Raw genomic sequence first — 11,292 nt, forward strand, 5'->3', positions numbered from 1 at the left:
GAGATACTGGAGGCAAGCTTGGCGGACCGCCGCCAGGCGTGGGAGATGCAGCCGGATGGAACCTACATCCAGTTGCAGCCTGGCGAAGCGACGACCGGTCCGGCAGCCTTCGGTACGCACGCGTGGCTGATGGAGATGGCACGCCACCGGACGCCGGCCTGAGCCGGCGCGGCATCGATCCTGACTAACCTTCCTCGCGTAAGAGCGAGAGCAGCCTGCGCAGGGCCTTGCCGCGGTGGCTCACCGCATTCTTTTCCGCCTGGGACAACTCGGCGGCGGTCCGCCCGAGCTCGGGCAGCAGGAAGTGCGGGTCGTAGCCAAATCCCCCAGCACCGCGCGGCGTGGCGATTAGCTCGCCGTGCCAGCGTCCCTCGGCGATCAGCGGCTCGGGATCGTCGGCGCGGCGTACCAGCACCATGACGCAGTAATAGTGCGCGCGGCGATCGGCCCCGTCGGCCAGTGCCGCGACCAGCTTGCGATTGTTGGCGTCGTCGGAGCGCGGATGGCCGGCGTAGTAGGCGGAATGGACGCCCGGCTCGCCGTCGAGCGCGGCGACACAGATGCCGGAATCGTCGGCGAGCGCGGGCAGGCCGCTCGCCCGCGCCGCGTGACGCGCCTTGGCCAGCGCGTTCTCGACGAACGTGTGGTACGGCTCGTCCGCCTCCGTGATGCCGAGCGCGCCCTGCGGGATCACGTCCAGGTCGAGCGGCGCGAGCAGGTCGTGGATCTCCCTCACCTTGCCGGCGTTGTTGCTCGCGAGAACGATCCGCTTCATCGCGCGGCGAATGCTCAGGCAGCCAACCCGAGCGCGCGCTTCTGCGCCGCGACGAGCTGAACGATTCCCTGCGCGGCGAGGTCGATCATGGCATCGAGCTCGGCGCGCGTGAACGGTACGCCCTCGGCCGTGCCCTGCACTTCGACGATACCGCCGCTGCCCGTCATGACGACGCTCATGTCGGTCTCGCAGGTCGAATCCTCGGCGTAGTCGAGGTCGAGCACCGGCACGCCCTGATGGATGCCGACCGACACCGCCGCCACGGCGTCGCGAATGGGCGAGGTGCGAAGGTTGCCGGCGGCGAGCAGGTGGGAGACTGCATCGTGCACGGCGACGAATGCGCCCACCGACCGTTCATTCTCCAATCGACTCAACGGTGCGTCGGGTACGTCGACGCACCGTGTTGCAACAGCCTCATCTTCCTTCTCTCAGACGAACCGTTCGAGCCGCGCGAACAAAATAGAATCCTACCCCCGATTTCAATCCATAGTTCTACGAGACGCAAGCCCATCGACAGATACGTGACCATTTCGCACGCGACATACCGAGAGGCAGCACGATGCAGGACCTGAACGACATGGTGACCTTCGCGCGCGTCGTCGAAGCGAAAAGCTTCTCCGCAGCCGCACGGCGGATGGGGGCGTCGAAATCGCGCGTGAGCAAGGCGATCACCAAGCTCGAGCGCGCGCTCGGCGCGCGTCTGCTCAACCGCAGCACGCGGGGGTTGAGCCTGACGGAGGTCGGCGCGGCGTTCTACGAGCACTGCAGCCGCATCGCGGAGGAGGCCGCGCAGGCGGAACAGGTGGTGAACCAGCTCCACTCCGAGCCGCGCGGCGTGCTGAAGGTGACCGCGTCGGTCGCGTTCGGGACCCTGCACGTCGTACCGGCACTGCCGGAGTTTCTCGGCCGCTATCCCGCGCTCGGTATCGACATGACAATCACCGACCGCATCGTCGATCTGGTCGAGGAAGGCTACGACGTCGCCATTCGCATCACCCGCGACCCAGCCCTGACCCTCGTCGCGCGCAAGCTCGCGTCGGTGCGCCGCGTGGTCTGCGCGACCCCCGAGTACTTCAAACGTCGCGGCGTCCCGATGATTCCTGCCGATCTCGCGGGTCACAACTGCCTGCACTACACGCACTTCGGCGGGCCGGGCGAGTGGCGCTTGAAGGGCACGGAGGGGGAGATCACGGTGCCGGTCGCCGGATCTCTTCGGATCAACGACGACGAGGCGTTATCGCAAGCGGTGCTCGGCGGACTCGGCGTGGCGTTACTGCCGACGTTTCTCATTGGCAAGGAGCTGCAGTCCGGCACGCTGCAAGCAGTGCTGTCGAACTATGTGCCGCTCGAGCGTCACATCTTCGCGGTACGCCTGCCGAATGTGCACCTGCCGCCGAAGGTGCGTGCTTTCATCGACTTCCTGGCGGAGCGCTTCGGCCCGGAGCCCTACTGGGATCGGGGCGAAGAGGTATAGGCAAGAGCGGAGACTCAATCCGGCTAACCGAGCGAGCGTGAAGCCTCGTGGGGCGACGCGCTGATCACATCAAGCCCAATGCTCTCGCATCGCGCGCGGCAATCAAGATATCGTGAGAGCTGGTCATCTGTGTCCTCCATAATCTCCGAAGTCAGTGCAAGACACTTGATCTTCTAGCTCGCTGCGCCCAGCAGCGACGCAGGGGCCGACGAACGCCGGTCCGCGCCAGGTTGTATGAGCGACTGTGCATCGCTCGCCGGAAACGTTGCCTCGAGCGAGGAGTCCGAAAGCTTGTGGCTTTTTCCATGCCAAAGTTTCGTTCTCCATCATTTCAATCTTGTCGCATGCCCAAACTCAGGATGCGAACGAACAGCTGCCTGATATCTCATCGTCCGGTACGTCAAGGACCGCGGTATTGACGCAATAGTCATGGGAGCCCGCGGAATGGGCGCGCTCAAGAGCCTCCTTCTCGGCTCCGTGGCGACGAAGGTGGTAGGTTCGGCGGACGTTCCCGTTCCGCTCGTGAAGGGAGGTCCGCGGTCTCGCGGACTCGCTCGCGGCGGACTTCCGAAGGCCGAGCGGCCAGTCCCGATTCCGGGGTTGCGAGGCGGCGATGCTCTTGGAAGATCGCGAAGTGGAGTGCGTGCCGCTTGGTCTCGGCGGGTTTTCCGAAGTGAACGGCCATCGTGCATGGGGTGCCGCTCGCATCCAGCAGCGCCCGCGCGCGGTGTAGTGCTTCGTGGCCGGCCACGAGCCGCTCGCGCATGACCATCTCGACCGTAACAAGCGGACCGATCTCGCCCGTCATGAGCGGCGGCTGCACGTTGAGAAGATGGATCTCGGAAGCGGCTCCGCGGAATACCGAGCCGATTACGTACGCAGTCGCCCGCAGGGCTCCTTCCGATCCATCGACCGGGACCAAGATTTTATGCATGGCGGCAACGTGTGGCTGCGCTGAATCGGCTGTTACGTTGAACAGCTGTTCGTGTAGCTCGTTCGATACCGCAACGGCGTCGCCGTCATGGGTGCCGTTGAACCGCACCGGGTGGTAGTACATCCTCTTCTCCTCGTCGTTTGGGAGCAGTCTTGCTCCCCGCGATCAACACCGATGATGGGGGCAAATCGGCCGGCGGAGAAGCCCGCGGCCTGGAACAAGTTCGTTTCCGCCAAGGACACGTCGCCGCAATGCCGGTCAGCTCGCGCTGCGCAACTTGGCGGTACATGGGCACCTCGCCGATTACGCTCTAATCGCATCACATCGCGCGCTGCGAGAGACCCTATCTTGCGGGATTGTGGCCGCTGGGAGAAAGCGCTACGGTCGAACCGAGTGTTGCCGCTAGCAACGCCTTGTGGTCGCCGCCTAAGCAACGAGACGAGCGCGGCTCCATCTCCGACGGCCGTGCGCGATCAGCTCGCGCGGGCGCGCCGGCTTTGCACTGCGCCGGAGCTTTCGCTACCAGCGAGAACGAGCGCGGTCCGTGTGTCCCTGCGCTCGGTCCCGCTTCGTCTTCAGAAAGTGCGGATCTCGGGAAAGGTGTCGGCGCATTCGTGGCGCGCGCCGGCATCGTCATACCAGTAGAGCTTGTCCGGTTCCTCGCCCTGGGTCAGCTTGTGCGATCCGTTGCAGAATGGCTGGTTGGTAGACAGCCCGCAGCGACAGAGATAGGTGTCGTTGCCGTCGATGACGACTTTCAGCGGGGCAGTGTGAGTGCGCTTCACGATACGAGCCATGGTGTTTTCCTCCTTGCGTCAACGGGAGGCATGCCTCCCAAAGTATATGCTTCGTCCGCCATGTTTGAGCGGAGACGTTACTGCTGCGAACCCTCCGAGCCGCGGGGGCACAGCGCCCGCGAACCGTTCGCCGCCTTGAGGTACGCGATGAGATCGCCGCGATCGCGTGGATCGTCGATTCCCGCGTAGCCCATATAGGTACCGGACACGACCTCGGTGGGCGCAGCGAGAAAGCGGTCCAGCGTCTTCTCGCTCCATACTATCCCCGAGGCGCGCATCGCCGGCGAATACTCGAAGTCGGGCAGACTCCCCGCCCGCCGTCCGAACAACCCGCAGTGCTTCGGACCGGTGCGATTGCGATCGAGCGAGTGGCAGGCTACGCAGCGCTCGTAGATCTGCTCGCCGCGCGCCGCGTCGCCGCCGGCAGCGGTCGCGGTAAGCGCGACAAGCGCCACGAGAATGCCCCCCGCGATCGAGATCGGGCGGCGCATTCAGGACACGAAGGCGACCGGCACCGGGTCTTCTCCGACGGCGTGTCGGAGCACGGCCCAATGCATCGCCTCGTCGCCGAGGATGCTGGCCGCCGCTTTTGCAAGATCACGATCGCTGAAGACCGGTACCGCGTTCAGGTACGCGCTCACCGCGCCCTTCTCGAGCTGCGCGGCGAAGCGCAGCACGTCAGCCTGCGTCTTGAGCTTGTCGGTCGGAAACGAATAGTGCGGCTTCGCAACGACCGGTTTGCCGCCGAGCTTCGCCACCGTCTTGGCGAGCACGTCGGCGTGCTCGCGATGATGACCCTGAAACTGTGTCGCGAGCAGAAGCACCGGCTTCTCCAGCAGCCCGCTTTCTGCCGCGACCTGATACGCCGCCACGGCTTCGAGCTCGGCGCCAAGCGCGGTGTTGAGGATGTTGGCGTCATTCGCTTCGGACGTGACGCCGCGCGACTCCGTGGCGGCGAGCACGTCACGGCCAACGAGAAGTGCGACCGCCGCTCCGGAGAGCAGCGCGGAGCCGAGGAACGAGCGTCGCTCGGGAACGGCGACCTGGTCATCGCTGAATGCAAAGAAAGACATGCCCTTCTCCTTCTGTAAAGATGAAAGTTGCTGAAAGATCGGCAGAGCCGAGACGGCCCGGCCACGAGGAAAGCGAACGCCGCGCTCAGCCGGTGTCGGTGGCAGCCGGCGGTGCGCCGAGCCGCCCGAGCACGGCGGCAACGATGCGGTCGCAGCGCGCGCCGGCGAACGCGAAGGCGTCGTCGAGCGCCGCATCGACCTCGCGCGCGAGCGATTCGCGCAACAGACTGCGCGCGCGGAAGTAGCGGGTGCGCACCGTCGGCTCCGGGATCTCGAGCAAGGTGGCGGTCTCCTCGACCGACAGCTCCTCGAGCGCGCGCAGGACGAACACCGTGCGGAACACTTCCGGCAGGGCGTCGATCCGACGTTCGATCAGGGCTCCGAGCTCGTGTCGCATCGCTTCGGTCTCCGGTCCCGGTGTCTCGGCGGCGAGCGCTTCCAGCGCGAGGAGGTCGGTGTCCGCGCCGCCCTCGATCGGGATGAGCGCTGCGCGCCGGGCCGCGCGCCGCTTGTGCCCGAGCGCTTCGTTGATCACGATGCGCGCGAGCCAGGTCGAGAGCTTCGCATGGCCCGCGAAGGTGACGATCGACCGATACGCGAGGAGATACGCCGACTGCAGGCAGTCTTCAGCATCGGCTTCATCGCGCAGGATGCTGCGCGCGGTGCGATAGAGCATGCGGTTGTGCCGCCGCATGATCTGCTCGAAAGCGCTCAGATCGCCCGCCGCGGCCCGTTGTGCGAGCGCGAAGTCGCTGGCATCGGGCGCGGACGCCCTCGCTAATGGCACAGTCATGTCACTCTTCCAGGTTGCCTCTTCCTGGAGCATTAGATGAACGCGGCACGGCCCACGTTCCCGCGGAAGTGGTCGGACGCAAAGACGCTGGTGCGCGCGGGCCGCTTACGGAGGCGCCGGGTGCAGCACGGGCACCGCGTTACGTGCGAGGCGGCGGCTACGCGCAAGGCGGCCTAGTAGCCATAGAACTCGTCGGTGCGCATGGCATCGGGCCACACGCCCGCGCCGGTGAGCATCTCCTGCATCGCTTCCACCAGCGCCGGCGGCCCGGCGAGGTAATAGACCGCGTGCGACAGATCGCCGAGGTGACGCTCGAGCATCGGCCGGTCGATGAAGCCGCACTCGCCGTTCCAAGGCCGCGCCGACTTCTCCATCTCGGTCATGGTGCCGACGAAATGGAAGTTCGGATTACGCCGCTCGAGAGCCGACAGCTCGGCGAGAAACGGCGCGTCCTCAGGTCTGCGGTTCGAATAGAAGAGCCAGATCGACCGCGCCACCCGCTCATCCGCTGCGTGGCGCGACATGCTCATGAACGGCGTGATCCCGATCCCGCCGGCCAGGAACACGGCCGGACGCGTCTCTCCCGCATCCAGCGTGAAATCGCCGCCCGGCTCCCCGAGCCGCGCACGCAGGCCGACGGGCGCGGTCTTGAGCGCGCGCTTGAAGGCGCTGTCGCGCAGCCGCGTCGCGAACGTCACCTCTTTCTCCGACGGCGCGCTCACGATCGAGAAGGTGCGCGTGTTGCCCTTGCCGTCGCTCTGCTGCGGTTCCAGGAGCGTGAGGTCCACGGCATTTCCGGCGGTGAAACGGAAGCCGGCGGGCTTGGCGAAATGGAAGGCCATCGTGCCTTCGGCGATCGTCTCGCTCCTCAAGAGCTGCGTGTCGAACTGATCCATGTCGAGCGTCCTCGTGGTGTGGTGGTTACGGGGGCCAGCCTCGCGGCCGCGCCGCCTCCGACGCAAACGGATGGTAGCTGCCGGGTGCCGGCTCGATAAGTACGCGAGAGAGCGACACTCCGTTTCCGGAGCGTAGTCATTCCGGCAGCGTGTATCGAGCGTGAACGAGCTCCCTGATGAGACCTCGCGTCTGTTGCGGCGCGAGGTCTTGCCCGCGTTCTATTCGTTCCGCCTCGTCCGCGAGATGGCTGTCCTTGATCGCACCGCGAAACCAGCGTGAGTAATCGCCGCGACGCAGATGGAACGTCCACGTCTGCTCATCGATACCGTCCGCGATCTGACAGAACACGGCAAGGTTCTGCGCTTTCAGATTGTGCTGGCCGTTCGGGCCGCGGAAGTAGAAACTGTCCCACCGGAGGTTGCCTTCCGCGTACTTGCGCACGTGGCGAATCCGTTCGGCTCGGCCGCGCTCCGGCTGCATGGAGAAGGGAAGCCTGCCGTCCCCGACGAACCAGGCCACAACTTCACCGGGCTGGTGGGACAGCCCGTGCGGCCATGTCAAGGGTTGGCCGACGGCAGCTGCGAACTCGCCAAGGGTTTTCTCGGGAGCCTTTCCAATGGCGAACACCACATCGATCGGCGACAGGATGGCGGGGGCCACATGACCAGGATGGACCGTCACGAGGATGGTCTCGCCAAGCTTGCGCGGAAGCGCCACGGCGGTATGTCCCCAGGTGTCCGGCAGCATATGATGCGCTTCGTCCAGCACCAGCCAATGCGGCCGCCCGGTGCGTGCGCGCAGCGCGTGCAGACTCGGGATGAGCTGCGCGAAGAACCCCGGCCGGTCCCCGAGCGCGATGCCGAGCAGATTCACGCTCAGGCTGATATTCGGATCCTCGAGAATGGAGAGCACTTCGTTGACGCTGGGGGCGCTGCGCTGATTGCCTAGCGCCACCACGTCCTGCAGCGATCCGTAGTCGCCCTCCGGATCGAGGATGCACACTTGGTACGCCTTCTCGATCAGCCGCTCGAGGATGCCTGCCGCCAGGGTCGACTTGCCGCTTCCCGAGGGGCCGGCGATCAGAAGGTTGCGACCATAAGGCGGAATGCATACCCGAGTCCCATCGGGGCGGATACCCACCCGTATCAGGTGCCGCAGCTTGCCTTCCAATCGGTGCAGGTCATTGGCGATCACCTCGTCGATCAGCTCCGTCACCCCATCTCCGTTCGCGCCCCGCGTCACGAATGCGGCGACCTCCTTGAGGGACGGGACCGCGTTGGCCACCGCCACGGCACACTCGCACCGCTCGAAAAAAGAGTGGTCGTTCTCGGCGTCGCCGATCCCCACCACTTCGTGCCGCGATAAACCGAGCTTGCGCAGCGCGCATTCGAGTCCGGTCGCCTTGTTGACGCCGCACGGGAGCACCATCACCGCAGCGCGGTTGAAGATCAGCTGGAGTTCGAGACCAAGCTCCCGGATGACGTCGAGGACCGCCGCTCGGTGGGGTTCGTACGTGGCCACCACGACGCTTCCCACTTCCAGAGGCTCCACGCCGCGCTCGCGCAGCCGCTCGACGAGGCGTCCAGGCGGAGGATTCGCCAAGACAGAGGACTCCTGGCTCCTCGGGTCGTATACGACGGCGCCGTTCTCCGCGACCACCAGATCGAACAGCGCCAGACGCGGGCAAACGCGGAGCAGATCGTCCAGGCGGCGACCGGTGACGAGGATGGCGCGGCGTCCGGAGACCCGCAGTCGACCGAGCGCGAGCGCAGCGGCATCGGACAACCTGCCGTCCGTAGCAAGTGTCCCGTCGTAATCGGCGACCAGTGCGAGATAACGCATGGCTTGTCGGCTTCCTGCCTGTTCGTCTGCTCGGGGTGTTGCACGACCCCGGATAGCAGGGTTGCGAGGGGCGCATCCATCCCGCCTGATTGCGCGCCATCGTTCAGGAGGCCGTCAATCGGCCGACCGGAGCTTCTCCGCGAGATACTCTTGCAGCGCGATTGCGTTGTTGTGAGTGATGTCCTGCGCGCTATAGAGAAGCGTAGCCGGGCCATGTCGCGCCGCGTCGAGCAGCACGCGCCAAGCGTCCGGATGCGCTTCCAGCTCGGCGTGATAACGCCGCCGGAACTCGTCCCACTTCGCCGGATCATGGCCGAACCAGCGCCGCAGCTCGGTACTGGGCGCCACCTCGCGGACCCAGCCCTCGATGCAGAGCGATTCCTTCTTGAGCCCACGCGGCCAGAGCCGTTCCACGAGGAACCGTACACCGTCCGCCGGCGACGCGGGCTCGTAGACACGCTTGGTCCGGATCGACGCTCGCGCGTCCGCCTCTCTATGCGTCACCACCGCACGCGTCTCCTTCATCTGCGTTGCCAGGATCGCCTTCGCGCTCCATAGGTCAGGCAGGCCAACCCAATCATAGCATCATAGCCGCGGCTCGCTCGCTTGATAAGTAAGCGGAAGCGAACCACTGGGTTTCCAGCGCGGACACTCTGGAGAGCCAGGGTGTTGGGCAGCGGAATGGCCGCTCAATCAGGCTGAAGTGCTTTGATGCGCGCGCGCAGCACGGGCAGCAGCTGCCGCTCGAACCAGGGATTGCGCTGAAGCCACGGCGTATTGCGGGGGGAGGGGTGGGGCAGCGGCATATACTGCGGAGCATACTCCTGCCATTGGCGGATCGTTTCCGTCAGCGTCCGCTTGCGGCGGCGGCCGAGGAAGTGCCAGTGCGCATGCTGGCCGACGAGCAACGTCATGTCGAGACGGGGCAACCAGTCGAGCAAGCGCTCCAGCCACAATTGCGCGCATTCACGGCGGGGCGGCAGATCGCCGCTCTTGCCGCGACCGGGATAACAATAGCCCATGGGGATGATTGCGATGTGCGCCTCATCGTAGAAGACATCCTTTTCTACTCCCATCCATGCGCGTAGACGCTCCCCGCTCGGATCGTTCCACGGTATCCCGGTAGCGTGCACGCGGGCGCTTGGCGCCTGCCCAACGATGAGGATGCGCGCTGTTTCGCGGGCGCGCAGCACCGGCCGCGGGCCGAGCGGTAGCTGTTGTTCGCACACGCGGCAAGCGCGGATGGCCGCCAACAGCGCTTCGAGGGTCCGATATTTCGGTTCGGCCAACGTCTTGATGCTCAGAACCTATACCGCACCAGCGTCACCGGCACGCGCGCGAAGTGCAAGACTTTGATGGCGATCGAGCCGAGCGGGACTCTCATGTTCTTCTTCTTTCAGGATCGGACTTCACCGCCGGGCAAACCTGTCCTTCGCCAGCGCAAACCCACTACATGATTCTAGCGGCGAAGTGCTGTGTCGATCGTCCTCGAACGCGAATCACACCGTTCCCAGTTCAGGCCTAAAGGCGAACCTGCGCGAGCGTGGCCCGACGCGCTCCGGCCCCTTGAAGACCGCCGCGCGCAGCCGGAAGCGCCTTGCCCCGGTGACTCACCGCATTCTTCTCCGCCGCGGACATTACGCAGTAGTAGTGTTCGCGTCGGTCGCTCTTGTCGGCGAGCGCCGGCAATCCGCTTGCCTGCGCCGCGTGCCGGGCCTTGGCGAGCGCGTTCTCGACAAAGGTGTGGTGCGGCTCCGCCGCCTCCGGAATGCCGAGCGATCCCTGCGGAATCACGTCGAGGTCGAGCGGCGCGAGCAGGTCGTGGATCTCGCGTACCTTGCCGGCGTTGTTGCTGGCGAGAATGATGCGCTTCATGCCTCGAAGCCTAGATGAGCCCGAGCGCGCGCTTCTGCGCCGCCACGAGTTCGGCGATGCCCTGCGCGGCAAGGTCGATCATCGCATCGAGTTGAGCGCGCGTGAACGGCGTGCCCTCGGCCGTTCCCTGCACCTCGACGATGCCGCCGCTGCCGGTCATCACCACGTTCATGTCGGTGTCGCAGCCGGCATCTTCGAGGTAATCGAGGTCGAGGAGCGGCACGCCCTCGCGCATGCCCACCGAAACCGCGGCCACGGCGTCGCGCAGGGGAGAGGCGCGCAGGACGCCCTGGCCGAGCAGTTGGTTGACGGCATCGTGGACCGCCACATACGCGCCGGTGATGCTGGCGGTGCGGGTGCCGCCGTCGGCCTGGATCACGTCGCAGTCGATCTGGAGGGTGCGCTCGCCGAGTGCCGGCAGGTCCGTCACCGCGCGCAGCGCACGGCCGATCAGGCGCTGGATCTCCTGCGTGCGCCCGCTCTGCTTGCCACGCGCCGCTTCCCGATCGGAGCGCGTATGCGTCGAACGCGGCAGCATGCCGTATTCGGCGGTGAGCCAGCCCTGGTTGCGCCCGCGCAGGAAGCCGGGCACTTTCTCCTCGACGCTCGCGGTGCAGATCACGCGCGTCCCGCCGAACTCGATCAGCACGGAGCCCTCGGCGTGACGCGTGAAGTGCCGCGTGATGACGATGGGCCGCAGCTCGTCGGGGCGTCGGCCGGCAGTGCGTTCTATGGTCATGTCAGGCGTCGTCGGCGCGCGTCGGGCTCAAAGGGGCGGCGTCGGTCCGCAGCAGACGACGGCCTCGCCCGGCGCCAGGGTATCGATCTCGAT

15 protein-coding genes are annotated in these 11,292 nt (G+C 65.9%); 3 read left to right on the forward strand and 12 right to left on the reverse strand.

The genetic code is table 11. From position 1 onward, the window contains the following. The first annotated feature begins 18 nt into the window (after nt 1-18). Nucleotides 19-162 (forward strand): hypothetical protein, encoded by a 144-nt coding sequence (locus tag JNK68_00005; GenBank protein MBL8538728.1) that lies wholly within the window; start codon nt 19-21, stop codon nt 160-162. A 22-nt stretch (nt 163-184) separates the two neighbouring features. Here JNK68_00005 and rdgB read toward each other — a convergent pair whose 3' ends face one another. After that, complete coding sequence (gene rdgB, locus JNK68_00010) at nt 185-775, reverse strand: RdgB/HAM1 family non-canonical purine NTP pyrophosphatase (GenBank protein MBL8538729.1); 591 nt, start codon at nt 773-775, stop codon at nt 185-187. Nucleotides 776-789: 14 nt separating this feature from the next. Then, nucleotides 790-1,149 (reverse strand): hypothetical protein, encoded by a 360-nt coding sequence (locus JNK68_00015; GenBank protein MBL8538730.1) that lies wholly within the window; start codon nt 1,147-1,149, stop codon nt 790-792. A 185-nt stretch (nt 1,150-1,334) separates the two neighbouring features. Here JNK68_00015 and JNK68_00020 point away from each other — a divergent pair, with 185 nt between their 5' ends. Both JNK68_00020 and JNK68_00025 read left to right on the forward strand, forming a co-directional pair. Next, the gene (locus tag JNK68_00020; GenBank protein ID MBL8538731.1) at nt 1,335-2,249 is read left to right on the forward strand and encodes a LysR family transcriptional regulator; all 915 of its coding nucleotides are present in this window, start codon (nt 1,335-1,337) and stop codon (nt 2,247-2,249) included. 429 nt (nt 2,250-2,678) lie between these two features. Beyond that, nucleotides 2,679-3,017 (forward strand): universal stress protein, encoded by a 339-nt coding sequence (locus tag JNK68_00025; protein ID MBL8538732.1) that lies wholly within the window; start codon nt 2,679-2,681, stop codon nt 3,015-3,017. Nucleotides 3,018-3,758: 741 nt separating this feature from the next. Here the strand turns inward: JNK68_00025 and JNK68_00030 are convergent. The 10 genes from JNK68_00030 to rph all read right to left on the reverse strand — a co-directional run bounded on the left by JNK68_00030 (nt 3,759) and on the right by rph (nt 11,199). Next, nucleotides 3,759-3,980, reverse strand: a complete 222-nt coding sequence (locus tag JNK68_00030; protein ID MBL8538733.1) for a CDGSH iron-sulfur domain-containing protein — start codon at nt 3,978-3,980, stop codon at nt 3,759-3,761. Between the two features lie 77 nt (nt 3,981-4,057). Then, entirely contained in the window at nt 4,058-4,471 is a 414-nt protein-coding gene (locus JNK68_00035; protein ID MBL8538734.1) for a c-type cytochrome, read from the reverse strand. After that, nucleotides 4,472-5,053: a ferritin-like domain-containing protein gene (locus tag JNK68_00040; protein ID MBL8538735.1), complete on the reverse strand. Its 582-nt coding sequence runs from the start codon at nt 5,051-5,053 to the stop codon at nt 4,472-4,474. Between the two features lie 85 nt (nt 5,054-5,138). Continuing rightward, nucleotides 5,139-5,846, reverse strand: coding sequence for an RNA polymerase sigma factor (locus tag JNK68_00045; protein ID MBL8538736.1), 708 nt, complete (start codon nt 5,844-5,846; stop codon nt 5,139-5,141). Nucleotides 5,847-6,019: 173 nt separating this feature from the next. Further along, on the reverse strand, nt 6,020-6,742 hold the full coding sequence (locus JNK68_00050; GenBank protein ID MBL8538737.1) for an FAD-dependent oxidoreductase: 723 nt from the start codon (nt 6,740-6,742) through the stop codon (nt 6,020-6,022). Between the two features lie 136 nt (nt 6,743-6,878). Continuing rightward, nucleotides 6,879-8,585 (reverse strand): HAD family hydrolase, encoded by a 1,707-nt coding sequence (locus tag JNK68_00055; GenBank protein ID MBL8538738.1) that lies wholly within the window; start codon nt 8,583-8,585, stop codon nt 6,879-6,881. 114 nt (nt 8,586-8,699) lie between these two features. Further along, entirely contained in the window at nt 8,700-9,110 is a 411-nt protein-coding gene (locus JNK68_00060) for a DUF488 domain-containing protein (protein MBL8538739.1), read from the reverse strand. 164 nt (nt 9,111-9,274) lie between these two features. Next, a complete protein-coding gene (locus JNK68_00065; protein MBL8538740.1) occupies nt 9,275-9,874 on the reverse strand; it encodes a uracil-DNA glycosylase family protein in 600 nt (199 codons plus the stop codon). 232 nt (nt 9,875-10,106) lie between these two features. Next, a complete protein-coding gene (locus tag JNK68_00070; GenBank protein MBL8538741.1) occupies nt 10,107-10,460 on the reverse strand; it encodes a hypothetical protein in 354 nt (117 codons plus the stop codon). Between the two features lie 10 nt (nt 10,461-10,470). Next, nucleotides 10,471-11,199, reverse strand: a complete 729-nt coding sequence (rph, locus tag JNK68_00075) for a ribonuclease PH (GenBank protein MBL8538742.1) — start codon at nt 11,197-11,199, stop codon at nt 10,471-10,473. Nucleotides 11,200-11,292 lie beyond the last annotated feature (93 nt).

The sequence above is a fragment of the Betaproteobacteria bacterium genome (genome assembly GCA_016791345.1).
Classification (GTDB): Bacteria; Pseudomonadota; Gammaproteobacteria; order Burkholderiales; family JAEUMW01; genus JAEUMW01.